12 protein-coding genes and 1 pseudogene are annotated in these 16588 nt (G+C 41.4%); 9 read left to right on the forward strand and 4 right to left on the reverse strand.

Annotation, left to right across the window (positions count from 1 at the left end; all coding sequences use genetic code 11):
* The first annotated feature begins 5 nt into the window (after nt 1-5).
* From malF to malQ, 3 genes are all read left to right on the forward strand, one after another.
* Nucleotides 6-1562, forward strand: coding sequence for a maltose ABC transporter permease MalF (gene malF / locus AM305_RS10830; RefSeq protein ID WP_005826014.1), 1557 nt, complete (start codon nt 6-8; stop codon nt 1560-1562).
* A gap of 10 nt (nt 1563-1572) precedes the next feature.
* Complete coding sequence (malG, locus tag AM305_RS10835; protein WP_005826016.1) at nt 1573-2463, forward strand: maltose ABC transporter permease MalG; 891 nt, start codon at nt 1573-1575, stop codon at nt 2461-2463.
* A gap of 109 nt (nt 2464-2572) precedes the next feature.
* Entirely contained in the window at nt 2573-4585 is a 2013-nt protein-coding gene (gene malQ / locus AM305_RS10840; RefSeq protein ID WP_005826018.1) for a 4-alpha-glucanotransferase, read from the forward strand.
* Nucleotides 4586-4611: 26 nt separating this feature from the next.
* Here malQ and AM305_RS10845 read toward each other — a convergent pair whose 3' ends face one another.
* From AM305_RS10845 to AM305_RS10860, 4 genes and pseudogenes are all read right to left on the reverse strand, one after another.
* Nucleotides 4612-5376: a glycosyltransferase family 2 protein gene (locus AM305_RS10845; RefSeq protein ID WP_081453557.1), complete on the reverse strand. Its 765-nt coding sequence runs from the start codon at nt 5374-5376 to the stop codon at nt 4612-4614.
* 176 nt (nt 5377-5552) lie between these two features.
* Nucleotides 5553-6001 (reverse strand): annotated as a pseudogene (locus AM305_RS10850) (DNA-3-methyladenine glycosylase I); the annotation flags it as partial.
* Nucleotides 6002-6006: 5 nt separating this feature from the next.
* Complete coding sequence (locus tag AM305_RS10855; protein WP_005826022.1) at nt 6007-6237, reverse strand: zinc ribbon domain-containing protein; 231 nt, start codon at nt 6235-6237, stop codon at nt 6007-6009.
* 376 nt (nt 6238-6613) lie between these two features.
* The gene (locus tag AM305_RS10860) at nt 6614-8638 is read right to left on the reverse strand and encodes a M13 family metallopeptidase (protein WP_005826024.1); all 2025 of its coding nucleotides are present in this window, start codon (nt 8636-8638) and stop codon (nt 6614-6616) included.
* A gap of 312 nt (nt 8639-8950) precedes the next feature.
* On the opposite strand from AM305_RS10860, the gene dnaK reads away from it, so the two are divergent.
* The 6 genes from dnaK to AM305_RS10890 form a co-directional block, all read left to right on the forward strand.
* On the forward strand, nt 8951-10852 hold the full coding sequence (gene dnaK / locus AM305_RS10865) for a molecular chaperone DnaK (RefSeq protein WP_005826026.1): 1902 nt from the start codon (nt 8951-8953) through the stop codon (nt 10850-10852).
* Nucleotides 10853-11035: 183 nt separating this feature from the next.
* Nucleotides 11036-11458, forward strand: a complete 423-nt coding sequence (locus tag AM305_RS10870) for a virulence-associated protein VapD (RefSeq protein WP_005826028.1) — start codon at nt 11036-11038, stop codon at nt 11456-11458.
* Between the two features lie 48 nt (nt 11459-11506).
* Nucleotides 11507-12655, forward strand: coding sequence for a molecular chaperone DnaJ (dnaJ, locus tag AM305_RS10875; RefSeq protein ID WP_005826030.1), 1149 nt, complete (start codon nt 11507-11509; stop codon nt 12653-12655).
* A gap of 238 nt (nt 12656-12893) precedes the next feature.
* A complete protein-coding gene (locus AM305_RS10880; protein WP_005826032.1) occupies nt 12894-14123 on the forward strand; it encodes a serine/threonine transporter in 1230 nt (409 codons plus the stop codon).
* A 268-nt stretch (nt 14124-14391) separates the two neighbouring features.
* Entirely contained in the window at nt 14392-16041 is a 1650-nt protein-coding gene (locus AM305_RS10885) for an ESPR-type extended signal peptide-containing protein (protein WP_005826039.1), read from the forward strand.
* A 198-nt stretch (nt 16042-16239) separates the two neighbouring features.
* The coding region (locus AM305_RS10890; RefSeq protein ID WP_005826040.1) for a collagen-like triple helix repeat-containing protein at nt 16240-16588 on the forward strand (349 nt) is incomplete at its 3' end.

Here is a 16588-nt window from a genome sequence, read left to right on the forward strand (position 1 = left end):
TTAAAATGCTAACCTCTACTCATTCTACCATTTCACCAGTTCAACTTTGGGGCAAGAGAGCACTTGTTGGCTTCCTTTACCTCCTTGCGTTTTACTTGGTTTTTACGATCTATTTGCAGGGCGAAATTCTTTTTGCATTACTAACCCTCGTTGTTGTTACCTCGGGTATTTTTGTTTTTAGTTCAGAACGAGCATACCGTTGGCGCTATCTTTTCCCTGGTGTTTCCGCAATTGGTATCTTTGTGGTTTTCCCTCTCGTTTGTACTGTCGTTATCGCCTTTACTAATTACAGTGGTTCAAACCAACTCGCCTTTGAACGTGTGGTTAATCAATTGCAAAGCCAGCGCTATTTTTCAGGGGAACGTTATGATTTTAAATTGCTTGAAACAGCGGATAATCAATATCAGCTTGCCCTTGAAAATAAAAATGTGCAAAAAGCTTACCTTTCTACACCGCTTGCATTAAATAATTTAAAAGGCGATGTGAAAATGGAAGAAGTGGCGGCTTTACCTGAAAGCAAAGTTGCACCACTTAAAGTCATTACGCAAAATCGCCAACAGTTACAAAGTATCAATGCGATTTTACCAAGCGAAGAAATGCTCACGATGAGTTCACTTCGCCAATTCTCACAACAAAAAGTCCGCTTTAGTTATGATGAAGCCAATCAAGTTTTAACGAACAACGAGACGGGCGAACGTTTCAAACCAAATGATGATGTCGGTTTCTTTGAGCAAATTGATGAGCAAGGTAACTTTACGGGTAAACGTGTTGAACCAGGTTATACCGTAGCAATTGGTTGGCAAAACTTCGTGAAAATCTTAACGGACGAAGGTGTACAAAAACCCTTTATTCAAATCTTTATTTGGACAGTTACCTTTGCATTCTTAACTGTCGTGTTTACCACATTACTCGGTATGATTTTCGCCTCTCTAGTACAATGGGAAGCGTTAAAAGGTAAAGCGGTTTATCGTTTACTGTTAATCCTGCCTTATGCGGTACCGGGCTTTATCTCTATCCTTGTATTTAAAGGTTTATTTAACCAAAGTTTCGGCGAGATCAACTTAATTTTAAATAACTTATTCGGTATTCGCCCAGAGTGGTTTAATGACCCATTCTTAGCCAAAACAATGTTGTTAATTGTGAATACTTGGTTGGGTTATCCTTATATGATGATTGTTTGTATGGGTTTACTCAAAGCGATCCCAACAGACTTATATGAAGCCTCAGCGATTGATGGTGCATCGGTATGGCAAAACTTCACCAAAATCACAATGCCGTTGTTAATTAAGCCGTTAATGCCATTGATGATTGCGAGTTTTGCCTTCAACTTCAATAACTTCGTGTTAATCCAATTATTAACTCAAGGTCGTCCGTCAATGATCGGAACCAGCACACCGGCAGGACATACCGACTTGTTAGTAAGCTATACCTACCGTATCGCCTTTGAAGGTAGCGGTACGCAAGACTTCGGTTTAGCAGCGGCAATCGCAGTAATCATCTTCTTACTCGTCAGCGGATTAGCGTTGTTCCAAATTCGTTTGACTAAATTACAACAGGATTAAGGGGGATAAAATGGCTATCGTTCAACCTAAATCAATGAAAGCTCGCTTATTTGCAACGCATTTCTTTCTTATTGTGTTCTGTGCGTTGATTATGTTCCCTTTACTGATGATTTTAGGGATCTCTCTTCGCCCGGGTAACTTGGCACTGGGGGAAATTATCCCAAGCCAAATTTCCCTTGAACACTGGAAACTGGCACTCGGTTTTAGCGTCACCAATGCGGACGGCACTGTTACCCCGCCGCCATTCCCTGTACTACTTTGGTTATGGAACTCGGTGAAAGTCGCAGGTGTTACGGCAATTATTACCCTAGCACTTTCCACTACGGCAGCTTACGCTTTCGCACGTTTACGCTTTGCAGGGAAATCAATGCTGTTACAAAGTATGTTGATTTTCCAAATGTTCCCAGCGGTACTTTCACTTGTGGCGTTATATGCATTATTTGACCGCTTAGGAACTTATGTACCGTTCTTGGGCTTAAATACCCACGGCGGCGTGATCTTCGCTTACCTTGGCGGTATCGCAATGCACGTTTGGACGATCAAAGGCTATTTTGAAACCATTGATAAATCGCTCGAAGAAGCTGCAGCACTTGACGGTGCAACCCCGTGGCAGACATTCCGTTTGATTTTATTACCATTGTCAGTGCCAATTTTAGCGGTGGTTTTCATTCTTGCCTTTATCTCTGCAATTATCGAAGTGCCTGTGGCTTCTCTCTTATTGCGTGATGTGGAAAACTACACCCTTGCGGTCGGAATGCAACAATATCTACACCCACAAAACTACCTATGGGGAGATTTCGCAGCGGCAGCAATTTTATCCGCTATTCCAATTACTTTAGTCTTTATCATCGCACAGCGTTGGTTAGTCGGCGGATTAACGGCAGGTGGGGTGAAAGGGTAAACATAATGGGACACGAAGCGTCGTGTCCCTACAATCACTTCGTAGATATTTAAGTAGGGACGCCACGCTTGGCGTCCGTAAATAAATTACCATTCGGGAAACAATAACAATGAAACAAAATCACCCATTTTTAAATCGTTACTTCGTGGATGAACACGGTCGCCGTGTTTATGCCCAACCGTCCGTTTATGGCAAAGTGGCAAAATTGCTCGGTTTGCAAAAAAGTCGCAAAATCCTACCGCTTGTCAAAGTTGTCAAACAGGGCGAGCAAGTTTTTATTCCGCTTTTTGTAGCGGACAAAACCCAAACCGTTCACGCAAACTGGACGCTGACCCTTGAAAGCGGTGAGATTTTAACAGGAAAATGCAAACGCAATAGCATTGACCTGCCTCGTGATTTACCCCTTGGTTATCATCAATTAAGCCTGAACGGTACAACCGCAGAATGTCGTATTATCGTTACGCCTGAACGTGCTTACCAACCGCAAGAGTTGGCAGAGCATAAAAAATTATGGGGAGCAATTTTACAGCTTTACACCCTACGTTCAGAGCAAAACTGGGGGATCGGCGATTTCGGCGATTTAGCGGAGTTTTTAACGAAATTAGCGGAAAAAGGCGGTGATTTTGTCGGTTTAAACCCAATTCATTCATTATTCCCAGCTAATCCTGAAGGGGCAAGCCCTTACAGCCCGTCTTCTCGTTTATGGCAAAACATTGCTTACATCAACGTTGGGGCGATTGACGCTTTCCAACAAAGCCGTGAAGCACAAGCGTGGTTTAATTCGGCGGATATTCAACGCCAATTACACGAAGCTCGCCAAAAAGATTATGTCGATTATTCACAAGTGATGTGGCTGAAATTGCAAGGCTTACGCTTAGCCTACGAACAATTTAAACAACAAGATCAAACCGCTTTCGAACAATTTATTGCTGAAAATGGCGAAGCATTGAAAGTGCAAGGTACTTTTGACGCTCTACATCAATGGCTTTCTTCTCAGTTCAGCGAACAATGGGGCTGGAACTGCTGGGACGCAAAATATCAAGATTATCACACCGCTTCCGTGCAACAATTCCAACAAGAACAGAGCGATTTAGTCCGTTTCTATATGTGGTTGCAATTTGTGGCACAACAACAGCTTAAAGCCTGTAACGAACTGGCAAAACAGCTCGGTATGCCAATTGGTTTCTACCGTGATTTAGCCGTTGGCGTGGCAGACAACGGAGCAGAAACCTGGGCGGATAAAGATCTGTTCGTGTTAGGTGCATCTGTGGGCGCACCACCGGATATTATGGCACCGCAAGGGCAAAACTGGGGCTTGTCGCCAATGCACCCTGAAGTATTGCAAGAGCGTGGCTATCAGCCGTTTATCGACCTACTGCGTGCCAATATGAAAGATTGTGGGGCGTTGCGTATCGACCATATTCTCGGCTTTGCCCGTTTATGGTGGGTGTCGAAAGGCGACTCGGCGAAAAACGGCGCTTATGTGAAATATCCGTTGGAAGATTTGCTTTCAATCTTAGCCCTTGAAAGCCAACGCCACCAATGCTTAATCATCGCAGAAGCCTTAGGCACTGTGCCGAAAGGAATGTTGGAAACCCTTGAAAGCAAAGGTATTTTAGCCTACAACATTTTCTATTTTGAGTATGATCATCAAGGTAGCAAACCGTTGGCAAACTATCCGTATCAAGCAATGACCACCTTAAGTACTCACGATTTACCAACGGTACAAGGCTACTGGAAAGGCTATGATTTCGAGTTAGGGCAAAAATATGGCGTTTACCCGAATGAGAAAGTGCTGAACATTTTAAGAAATGCTCGCCACTCAAATAAAGAAGCGATCCGCCGTGCCGTTGAAGCGGTACAACCGCTAGAAGCGGATAGTGCTGGCGTTACACAAACCTTCAACCATCAGTTACAAAGCTATGTGGCAGATACCAACAGCGTATTATTCGGTTCACAACCGGAAGACTGGCTGAATATGCTAGAGCCTGTGAATATCCCAGGAACCAGCACCGAATATCCAAACTGGCGCAGAAAATTGAGCAAAACCACACAAGAGATTTTTGCGGATAGCTCCATTTCTCAATTACTGAATACGATTGAAGCAAAACGAAATCGTTAAAAAAAGTGGGCAAAAACGCCCACTTTTTATTTAAATTCTTTTCCATTCAAGGAAAGATTTAAGTTATTCTCTTCTTGTGTACAAAAATAAATTAACTCTTTAATATCTTTCTCTTTCATTCCCAATTCATAAAAACACATCTCTTGCCCATCTAGCTGCTTCATCACATCAAGAACATAATTCACAGAAAATCTATTTGTACAGAAATAGTCTAGTTTTAAATCAAGAATCTTCTGATATACATTGTAATCATTATGTTTACCGCTAAACCAATGATGGCTTAATAAGACCGCAATATTTCTTTTAAAGGCATAACAATTTGTATCAATAAATTTCCGATTTAATGTCTTATCAATGTAATAATTCTTTTGATTAAAAATAAAATTTACTCGGAGAGGATAGCTAACTCTATTCTCATAATAACCAATCGATTCGGTAAAATCTTTACAAATAAAATGACCTTCGGGTGTATAGAAATTTCTTAAGGCATATACGACATCTGAACGCTTACTTTCAAAAGTAGCAACGCAATTCTCTATATGATCAGCCTCAAACCAATTATCATCATCTAAATAACAAATAATATCTTCTTTAACTAGAAAAGGGGCTATTGCATTAATACTACTATTTGTCCAACCACCCGCTCCTGTATTCATTGGTAAATAAGTTACTATCACATTAGGATAATCCTTCAAAATCGCTTTAGCTTGTTCTTCAAATTGTTTGCCATCAACAAAGATATAATGGGTACAAGGATAGGTTTGCGCTTGCACGCTCCGAACTGCTCTCACTAATTCAAAACGCCCAATCGTTGAAGTAATAACTGCAACTGTTTGTTTGTTTGTTTGTTTGTTTGTTTGTTTGCATAATTATCAATACCATAGAATGACTATGAAAGCCTTATTTTACAAAAACAATCATTTAAATGATCATCAACCAATCCCATTGATTGCATAAACGCATAGCAAGTTGTCTCGCCTACAAAAGCAAATCCTTTCTTTTTCAATGCCTTCGACATTGCCGTAGAAATCGCGGTTTTAGCAGGAACAACCGTTAAATCCGGTACGTTATTAATTTGCGGTTTTCCCCCTACAAACGCCCAAATAAACTGACTAAAATCTTCGCCATTTTGTTGCATTTGGAGATAAGCCCTACATTTTGCATTAAGCGATCAATATCCGCTTCTTGCATTTGCGCAATTTTCTCTGGATCAAACCGGAAGAAAGCTTCACGATAGGCTTCTCGTTTCTTTAGCACTGTAATCCAAGAAAGCCCGGCTTGCTGACCTTCCAGACAAATTTTTTCAAATAGCTTTAGGCTGTTATATTCGGGTTTACCCCATTCTTGATCGTGATAGCGTTGATAAATTTCACTCCCATTTGCCCAGCTACAACGTGTTATTTGTGAGTTTTCCATTATTTTTATCCTTTAAACCAAGCCGCAACTGCCAATACCACAATAAAAATCAGCAACCAGACGAGTTGGATTTTACTGCTTTGGCGGTTAAGCTCTTGATTATGTAAACGACGTGCTTCAAGTTTTTGTTTATAAGCCTCTAAATCTGCCGCTTTAAATGAAAAACCGCAATGAGGGCAAACTTCTGCACTCTCGCTGATTTTTTTACGACATTCCGGGCAACGGTGTAGAGCCATTTTTTATTTCCATAAATATGATTCAAGCGGTTTAATTTCTTTCATAATTTGTAAAATGATCAATATGATGTGACTATTACAAAAAATACCTCGTAGGGGCTAATTACATTTGCCTCAGACCGTTGACAAACCCTATACGAGCCGTATAGGGTTACTTAATCTGAGCCGCTCTGCGGCTCTTCCTTTTTCAGCCCCAGCGGGGCTGGGCTTAATGAACCTAGCACGGCTCGTGCTAGGTTATTGCTCAAATATAACCTTTGTTAGCAATCTGGGGAGAATATAATTCGCCCCTACCATAAAACAAATAGGCGTTAGATTTTGTGCAACAACCACATAATACCGAAAATTATTATGAAACTTTACGACCATTTATTTTCTACCAAATTTTAATCTGCTCTGCTGAACTTCGGTACATTTTATCACCCTGTTTGGTGCTAAATGCACGGTGGAAGCCTTGAATATTCAAAACAGGCGCAAAGGCACGGAATTGCCCTGGTGCGTGAGGATCGCTTTTAACTTGGTGCGTTAAGGCTTCAACGGTCGCTTTATAGCGCCAAGAACGTGTCCAGCTCATAAAGAAACGTTGATCCGAGGTTAAATCTTCTAACGTTGGGCTTTGTCCGTGCTCTTGCTCATAGAGTTTTAACGCATCGTAGGCAATACTTAAACCGCCTAAATCCGCAATATTTTCGCCTAAGGTAAAGCGACCATTTACGTGAACTTTCGGTGCGACTTCAAACTGATTAAATTGGGCAACCAACTTATCTGCTAATGCTTCAAATTTTTTGCGATCATCGGCAGTCCACCAGTCGGTTAAGTTACCCTCTCCATCAAATTTTGAACCGCTATCATCAAAACCGTGCGTAATTTCATGCCCGATAATTGCGCCAATGGCACCAAAATTAACAGCCGGATCTGCGTGAATATCGTAAAGCGGTGCTTGTAAAATACCAGCAGGGAAAACAATGCGGTTCATCAATGGGCTATAAGAAGCATTGACCACCTGTGGCAACATTCCCCACTCATTTAAATCCACCGGTTTACCCACTTTATTCAAATTGTAGTGATATTGCCATTTTGACACTTCTCGCATATTGGCATAAAGCGTGCCACCTTCCGCAACATTTTTAACCTTCATCGCCGAATAATCACGCCATTTGTTTGGATAACCTACCTCAACAATAAATTTATCTAACTTCGCTTTCGCCTTTTGCTTTGTTTGTGCCGACATCCAATCTAACTTATCGATGCGTTGATGATAGGCTTTCACAAGATATTTCGCCATCGTTAAAAGGTTTTCTTTCGCCGATTGTGGGAAGAATTTTTCCACATAGAACTGAGCAAAATCTTGTCCAATCCAACTATTCACCGTAGATAACGCACGTTTTTCTAAAGCGCGTTGTTGTTTTTGCCCGGTTAATTTTGTGCCGTAAAATGCAAAACGTAAATCGTCCATTTGCTTATTCAAATAAGGCGCCGCATCTGAAAGCAATCGGAAAGTCAGGTAATCCTTAATCACACCAATCTGTTTTTCATCAATCAAGCTATCTAGGGCTTGGAAATAACGAGGCTCCCATAAAATAACTTCATCGGTCGTTACCCCTACCGCCTTTAAATAATCAGCAAGATTGAGATTTTTGCTTAATTTCGCCAGTTCTGCGATCGATACGGGATTATAGCGTTTTTGCATATCTCGCTCTTCTTCATTGGTAAAGAGCGTTTTCGCTACCCCTTTTTCATATTCTACAATCGCTTTAGCTCGTGCTTCCGGCTTATCCAATTTCGCTATTTTTAGCACTTGCGTGATGTAATCTTGATACATTGCGAGGGTTTTACGGTTCTCCGGTGTATCTTTTTGGAAATAGTCGTTACTTAGCCCTAAGTCTTCATTGGCTAAATAAACCGCATTCTGGCGAGAGTTTTTCAGGTGCGCAAAGACCGCCCAACCAAACAACATTGTGCTACCTTGCTTTGCTTCATTGATAATATATTGATTGAGATCCGCCACGCTTTGAATTTGGGCAATACGGTTTAGATCTTGCTGAATAGGCGATAAACCCGCCTTTTCTCGCGCATTTAAATCCGTATAGGTTTCATAAACGGCTTTTAAACGCTGAGCTCGCCCATCGTTGGTAAATTTCGGATCAGAAATGACCGCTTGTAATAATTCAAGCGAACGTTTTTCGTTTAATTCATTCAGTTCCGCTAGCGTTCCCCAAGAGGTGCGATCTTGTGGGATAACGGCAGTTTCAAGCCATTTGCCATTAACGTAGCGGTAAAAATCTTGTTGCGGCGCAACTTGTTTATCAACACCTTGCGTTAAAGTACTTTGGTAAGTTTGCGCAACGCTATTCACACTCAATAAAAGGGCAAATACGCCCGCTAAATATGTTTTTTTCATTATTTTTTCTCTTTTGGCGATATTATAAGTAGGGTGGGCATCCTTGCCCACCAAACACTTTAACTACGAAAATTAACCAAGCGGTTAGATTTTAACAAAATTTTGCAAAAAATTTTATGTTTACCCTTGAAGCCGCTATTTTTGCCCCTATTTATGGCTTCGTCTGAGTGAAGAACGCAAGTTCTTCCATTTCGTTAGAACAAAAACCGACAAGAAAATTTCAAAATGAAACTTGAAAATTAGCGAATCATCGCCATCTTGTCAGTAACGTTACAAAACGTAATAAACAAATTTTAAAGAGGAATCAAAATTATGGGTAAAATTATTGGTATTGACTTAGGTACAACAAACTCTTGTGTAGCGGTAATGGACGGCGATTCTGCTCGTGTTATTGAAAATACGGAAGGCGCACGTACAACCCCGTCAATCATTGCATATACAGATAACGAAACATTAGTAGGTCAGCCGGCAAAACGTCAGGCAATCACAAACCCGAAAAATACATTATTTGCAATCAAACGTCTAATCGGTCGCCGTTTTGACAGCGAAGAAGTACAACGTGATATTAAAATCATGCCTTTCGAAATCACGAAAGCGGATAACGGTGATGCGTGGGTAAATGTAAAAGGCGATAAATTAGCGCCACCACAAATCTCTGCTGAAGTATTGAAAAAAATGAAGAAAACAGCAGAAGATTTCTTAGGCGAACCGGTTACTGAAGCGGTTATTACTGTACCGGCGTACTTTAACGATGCACAACGTCAAGCAACAATCGATGCAGGTCGTATCGCAGGTTTAGATGTTAAACGTATCATCAACGAACCAACTGCTGCAGCACTTGCATTCGGTTTAGGTTCTAGCAAAGAAAACCAAGTGATCGCAGTTTACGACTTAGGTGGTGGTACATTCGATATTTCTATCATCGAAATCGACAACTTTGATGGCGAACAAACCTTTGAAGTATTAGCAACCGGTGGTAACACTCACTTAGGTGGTGAAGACTTTGATAACCGTGTTATCGACTACATCATTGATGAGTTCAAAAAAGAGCAAGGCGTAGATTTACGTAACGACCCAATGGCGTTACAACGAGTGAAAGAAGCGGCAGAAAAAGCGAAAATCGAACTTTCATCAGCACAATCTACAGAAGTAAATCTTCCATACATTACCGCAGATGCGACAGGTCCTAAACACTTAGCGATCAACGTAACACGTGCGAAATTAGAAGCGTTAGTTGAAGATTTAGTAAACAGCTCAATCGACTCATTAAGAGAAGTATTAAAAGAAGCAGGTAAAAGCGTAAATGACATCAACGACATCATTCTTGTTGGTGGTCAAACACGTATGCCGTTAGTACAGAAAAAAGTCGCAGACTTCTTCGGTAAAGAAGCACGTAAAGACGTGAACCCGGATGAAGCGGTTGCGATTGGTGCGGCTGTTCAAGGTGGTGTATTAAAAGGCGATGTAAAAGACGTTCTTTTATTAGACGTAACCCCATTATCACTCGGTATCGAAACAATGGGCGGCGTGATGACAACCTTAATTGAGAAAAACACAACGATCCCAACGAAAAAATCGCAAGTGTTCTCAACAGCAGAAGACAACCAATCTGCGGTAACCATCCACGTATTACAAGGTGAACGTAAACGTGCAGCGGATAACAAATCTTTAGGTCAATTCAACCTAGAAGGTATTAACCCAGCACCACGTGGTATGCCACAAATTGAAGTAACTTTTGATATTGACGCGAACGGTGTTATCAACGTATCTGCAAAAGATAAAAATACCGGTAAAGAGCAACAAATCAAAATTCAAGCGTCTTCAGGTTTAAGCGAAGAAGAGATCCAACAAATGGTACGTGATGCGGAAGCAAATGCAGATGCAGACCGTAAATTTGAAGAGTTAGTTCAAGCTCGCAACCAAGCAGATGGCATTGCACACGCAACACGTAAACAAATTACCGAAGCCGGCGATGCATTAAGTGCAGACGACAAAGCGAAAATTGAAGCGGCAGTCGCTGAATTAGAAACCGCAGCAAAAGGCGAAGATAAAGCAGAGATCGAAGCGAAAATTGAAGCAGTTATCAAAGCATCAGAGCCTTTAATGCAAGCAGCGCAAGCGAAAGCACAAAACGCTGAAGGTCAAGCACAATCTTCTGCCAAAGATGACGGCGTAGTGGATGCTGAATTTGAAGAAGTGAAGGATAATAAGTAACCTAACTGGTAGGGACACACTGCGTGTGTCCACGGACGCAGGCACTGCGTCCCTACAAAGGGCGTGGAAACACGCCCTTTTGGTGTATTTATTAGTTCTATATAACATCTCTTCTATAATTAAGCGTTCATCTTTGATGAAAATAGTAAAAATGGGATATTTTTCCTCTACTAGGAGGCAATAATGAGCCGATATTTAATCACTTTTGATATGGATACTAATTGTTTGAAAGATAATTATCACGACAATACTTTCAATAATGCTTACTATGATGTGCGAAATGTTTTGGCAAAGCACGGGTTTGAACATTTACAAGGTAGTATTTATCTTGGAAAAGAAGGTATCAGTGAAGCTCACGGCACGATTGCCATTCAAGATCTTACAGCAAAATTTGATTGGTTTTATCCTTGTGTATCCAATATTAAGTTTTATCGTATCGAAAGTGATTTAAATGCTGACTTTATTGCCTATAACGTTCACCAAGCAAAAGAAGCCTTTAAAAAGCAACTCAAAACTTTAGAATTAACGCTCATTGAATCAGGTTTAGACAGAGCTAAAATTGATGAAATTCTAAAGAAACAACAATTTTCTCTTGAAGAACGCTAACAAGCGGTCAAATTCCTTCAAAAATTTGCAAAATCAAATGGAATCATTATGGCAAAAAAAGATTACTACGAAGTCCTTGGCTTGAAAAAAGGGGCAAGTGAGCAAGATATTAAACGTGCTTATAAACGTTTAGCCTCCAAACATCACCCGGATAAAAACCAAGGCAGCAAAGAAGCAGAAGAAAAATTCAAAGAAATTCAAGAAGCCTATGAAGTGTTAGGCGACAGCGAAAAACGCGCGATGTACGACCAATACGGTCATCAAGCCTTTGAACAAGGTGGATTTGGTGGTGCCGGTGGTGGCTTCGGCGGATTTGGCGGTGGCGGTTTCGGTGGCTTCGAAGATATTTTTAGCGAAATGTTCGGCGGCGGTTTCGGTGGTGGCAGTGGTCGCCGTCAGCGTGTGGTACGTGGCGATGACTTACGTTACGACATTGAAATTACCCTTGAAGAAGCCGTTAAAGGCGTGAAAAAAGATATTCGCATTCAAACACTGGCAGAATGTGATACTTGCCACGGCTCAGGTGCTGAAAAAGGTAGCAAGTTAGAAACCTGTCCACACTGCCACGGTTCGGGACGTATTCGCCGTCAGCAAGGTTTCTTTGTTACAGAAGCGGCTTGTCCACACTGCCACGGTACAGGTAAGAAAATTGAAAAACCTTGCCACACTTGCCACGGCGATGGACGTGTTCATAAAACCAAAAACCTTTCTGTTACCATTCCGGCAGGCGTGGATACCGGTAACCAGTTACGTTTATCCGGCGAAGGTGCCGCAGGCGAAAACGGTGCTCCGGCAGGCGATTTATATGTAGTTATTCACGTGCGTGAACACGAGATTTTTGAGCGTGATGGCTCAAATCTTTATTGTGAAGTGCCAATTAGCTTTACGATGGCAGCGCTCGGTGGCGAAATTGAAGTGCCAACTTTAGACGGTAAACTCAAACTGAAAATCCCAGCTGAAACGCAAACGGGTAAACTTTTCCGAGTGCGTGGTAAAGGTGTAGTCAGTGCGAGAGGCGGTTATGCCGGCGACTTAATCTGCCGTGTTGTGATTGAAACACCTGTTTCACTCAATGACGAACAAAAAGCGCTACTTCGCCAACTTGAAGAAAGCTTGGAAGGTAAAAGCCATCATCGCCCACAGCAAGAAGGCTTTTTAGATAGCGTGAAAAAATTCTTTAGCAATTTAGGCAAATAAATTTGCATTTTTATGCATTTCATCTCCCTTGCCCCAGCCTCTTGAGGTTGGGGCTTGTTACTTTTTATCCAAATAGAAATAAATTTTATCTAGATCATACTTTCCCATGATTTTATGTTGTGTTTATGAGAGAAAACAATATGATGTCTGCCGATTTGGCGGTTTAACATTTTGTTTGCATTGTTCTTTCTAAATCTCCGAATCATTGACAATAATAATTTTATCTATGGAGATCAAAATGAATCATTATTCATCTAAACGCTTCGCCCTCACTTGGGTACTCAGTTTATTTGGGACGGCAGTGGGTGCCGGTGTGCTTTTCTTACCGATCAACGCCGGTATGGGCGGATTCCTTCCTCTTGTTGTGATGACATTGCTAGTCGGCCCAATGACTTATTTAGCTCATCGTGGGCTTGCGCGTTTCGTGCTTTCTTCTCAAACACCGGGAAGTGATATTACCAGCGTTGTGCGTGAACATTTCGGCGAAACCGCAGGGAAGCTTATTACCCTACTCTACTTCTTAGCCATTTTCCCTATTCTTCTGATTTACGGCGTAGGTATTACCAATACCGTTGCCTCTTTCCTTGAAAATCAGCTTCATATTGCCGCCCCCCCTCGCATTGTGCTTTCTTTTATTTTAATTGCGATTATGATCGGCATTATGTTACTCAACGAAGAAGTGATGCTAAAAATTACCACCTATCTCGTTTATCCTCTCGTTGCGATTCTATTTGGTCTTTCTGTTTATCTTATCCCGGAATGGAATGGTGCAGCATTAAGCCAAGTGCCACAAACAAGCGATTTCCTCACAACACTTTGGCTAACAATTCCGGTCTTAGTCTTTGCGTTTAACCATTCCCCCGCGATTTCTGCTTTTGCGCTTTCACAACAAAAGTTCTACCAAGATCGTCAAGAAACAGATAAACAAGCGAGCAAAGTTTTATTCTCTACTGCAGGTATTTTGGTGCTTTTCGTGATGTTCTTTGTTTTCAGCTGCGTATTAACGCTCACGCCAGAAGAATTATTACAAGCTAAGGCACAAAACATCTCCATTCTTTCTTATCTTGCGAATAAATTTGATAATCCGATTATTTCTTACTTTGGTCCGCTTGTGGCTTTCTTAGCGATCGGCAGCTCGTTCTTTGGACACTATTTAGGCGCACGTGAAGGTTTGGAAGGTCTTGTCAATCAAATACGTAGCGAACCGATTAAACCGGCAAAATTCAAAAAAATTACGGCAGTTGTCTTCTTCATCATTTTATGGATTGTCGCGACATTAAACCCAAGTATTCTTGGTTTTATCGAAAGTTTGGGTGGCCCGGTTATTGCGATGATTTTATTTATTATGCCAATGTACGCTATTAGAACCGTTCCGGCTTTGCAACAATTCAAAGGCAAACTTAGCAACATTTTTGTTGTGATTATGGGCCTAATCGCTATCTCTGCGATTGTTTATGGTTTGTTCTAAAAGCATATTTATTCATAAACCTCCTTTCAAAAAATCCCTGTTCTGTTGAACAGGGCCTTTTTTTCATTCCTTACCAAACCTTAAAAAATTGACAAAAATCAGCAAAATAAATCAAATTATAATCTTTTTTGCTAATTTGCGAGCAATATCACAGAAATTTATCGCCGGGGGGGGGTAAACTATACTAAAAAAAATGTCAAGGGAATTATGCTCATTTTTTAAGTATAAATTCACTATTGATGATAAATAATACAAAGGAGAATATTTTATGAATACGATTTTCAAAGTTTTATGGAATCGAACTACACAAACGTTTGTGGTTACCTCTGAATTAGCTAAATCTAAGGGGAAATCCTCTACTAAAGCAAAGACAGACAAGCGTTCCTCTCTCATTAAACTTGCTAATATCGTACTTTTATCAACATACCCACTTTTTAGTGGGCAAGCCTTAGCCGCTGAAAAAACACAAACTACCATGTCATTTTGCGTGCAAGGACGAGATACGGGAAATAACCGCTCCTGTGCGGAAGTCACCGCACCACTCAAAGACACAAAATATAATAGCGAAGTACATCTTGCTACACCTGATTCTGCCGTTGAAATAGGGAAAGAATCGAATACCGGACGAAAAAGCGGAGCGATAGCCATCGGGCAATCTGCAAATGGTGCTGCATGGGGCGGAGTTGCTATTGGCTGGCAAGCTCAACTCAATGCAGCAACTACAACAAATGGTAGCGTAAATCCAGATGAAAGTGTTGCTGTAGGCTATAAAGCAACCGTAACCGGTCGAGATGGCACCGCACTTGGTGGGCAAGCTAAAGCCGTTGAGAAATCGGTTGCCATTGGTAGTAACGCTCAAGCCACAGCGAAGCATGCTCTTGCATTAGGGCGAGATAGTTTATCTTCTCATGAAGGCGCAATTGCACTGGGAACCGGTGCAAGAACAACAGCACCAACCTCTACGAGTAGCGCCAACATTGATGGCATACAATATAACAACTTTGCCGGTTCAACCGCCCATTCTACCTTGAGCATTGGTAGTGATTCTATTAAGCGAACCTTGACAAATCTTGCTGCCGGTCGCATTGCGCCAGACTCTACCGATGCGATAAACGGTTCACAAATGTTCTCTATCGCCAAAAAACTTCAAGATGATAAAGCCAATAAAAGCCAAGCCTATACCTTCACCATTCAAAATCAAGCCTCCTCTCTTAACAACAATCAAGGTAATGCAGATCGTTGGACGCTAGCCGCAGATGATAGTTTGAGTTTTGGCGCAACCACCGCTTTATCGGTGACCACCGATGGTGCCGGCAAAATTGTGTATGATTTAAGTAATGAAACCAAACAAAATATCACCAAAGCCAAAACCACGGTTCAATCCGGTAAAAATACCACTGTTACAAGCAAAACTAATCAAAATGGCTCAACAAACTACATTATTAACGCAGAATCGCCTTTTGAATATGTAACCGAAAATGGCGATAAATTAGTTTTAGTTGATGGGCAACTTTATCCTGAAGATCAATTAAACACCGATGGTTCTCTCAAAACGAATGCTAGAGCCTATACAGGAAAAACGAAAATCCATGCGCGCAATAACGTCAATGCTAAACAGGTCGTGAGTAATCTTGCAAGCGGTCGAATTTTAAATGAATCTGACGATGCGGTAACAGGAAATCAACTTTTCAATTATGTCAATGTAAATGGAACAGCTGCCACAACAAATGGCAAAGTCAACTTTGTTAACGGCACCAACACCATTGTTACCAATGAAAATGGCAACATTTCGTATAAAGTTGCCAATACAACCTTAGGTGTAACGAACATTGGTGCATTGACCTTAGGCAATTCCGCACAAGGCAACTATTTTGTAACGGCAAATGACATGATACAAGCGATCAATAATTCGGGTTAGCGTATCAAAGCCAGTGCCGATGGTGGCAGTTCAAGTGGCGGGAAAGAACATCTTGTTAAACCTTCAGGTCTGGTTGAACTGGTTGCAGGAAACAATATCGATATTACCCAAGCAGATGGAAAATTTACTATTTCGACTACCGCACCTAAGAATGGCAAAGACGGTGTAACACTGACAAGCATCGACAAACAGGATGGTGTGACAACTATTCGATTCTCTGATGGCAAATCCTTTGAAGTTCGTGATGGCGCCAAAGGCGACAAGGGCGATCCCGGCGTTGCTGGTGCTAAAGGCGATAAAGGTGATCCGGGAGCCAAGGGAGAACGAGGTGAAAGAGGACTTCAGGGCGAAACCGGTGCAAAAGGTGAACGTGGAGAAAAAGGTGCTGATGGTAAAAACGGCGACAGCGTTAAAGCTACCGTACAAAATGATGGCTCTGTCAAATACGAAATCATCGATGGCACAGATAATAGCGTGAAAAACACCCAAGTCGTGAAAAACGGCGAGAAAGGCGAGCGCGGCGAACAAGGTCTTCAAGGCTTAAAAG

Origin of the sequence: Actinobacillus minor NM305, from assembly GCF_000175195.1 — a bacterium.
In the GTDB taxonomy this organism is placed as follows: Bacteria; Pseudomonadota; Gammaproteobacteria; order Enterobacterales; family Pasteurellaceae; genus Haemophilus_A; species Haemophilus_A minor.

Excerpts from the sequence above, each read along its gene's own strand:
- dnaK (WP_005826026.1), top strand. The coding sequence starts at position 8,951 with ATGGGTAAAATTATTGGTATTGACTTAGGTACAACAAACTCTTGTGTA.
- dnaJ (WP_005826030.1), top strand. The coding sequence starts at position 11,507 with ATGGCAAAAAAAGATTACTACGAAGTCCTTGGCTTGAAAAAAGGGGCA.
- AM305_RS10855 (WP_005826022.1), bottom strand. The coding sequence starts at position 6,237 with ATGGCTCTACACCGTTGCCCGGAATGTCGTAAAAAAATCAGCGAGAGT.
- malQ (WP_005826018.1), top strand. The coding sequence starts at position 2,573 with ATGAAACAAAATCACCCATTTTTAAATCGTTACTTCGTGGATGAACAC.
- malG (WP_005826016.1), top strand. The coding sequence starts at position 1,573 with ATGGCTATCGTTCAACCTAAATCAATGAAAGCTCGCTTATTTGCAACG.
- AM305_RS10870 (WP_005826028.1), top strand. The coding sequence starts at position 11,036 with ATGAGCCGATATTTAATCACTTTTGATATGGATACTAATTGTTTGAAA.
- AM305_RS10885 (WP_005826039.1), top strand. The coding sequence starts at position 14,392 with ATGAATACGATTTTCAAAGTTTTATGGAATCGAACTACACAAACGTTT.
- AM305_RS10860 (WP_005826024.1), bottom strand. The coding sequence starts at position 8,638 with ATGAAAAAAACATATTTAGCGGGCGTATTTGCCCTTTTATTGAGTGTG.
- AM305_RS10880 (WP_005826032.1), top strand. The coding sequence starts at position 12,894 with ATGAATCATTATTCATCTAAACGCTTCGCCCTCACTTGGGTACTCAGT.
- malF (WP_005826014.1), top strand. The coding sequence starts at position 6 with ATGCTAACCTCTACTCATTCTACCATTTCACCAGTTCAACTTTGGGGC.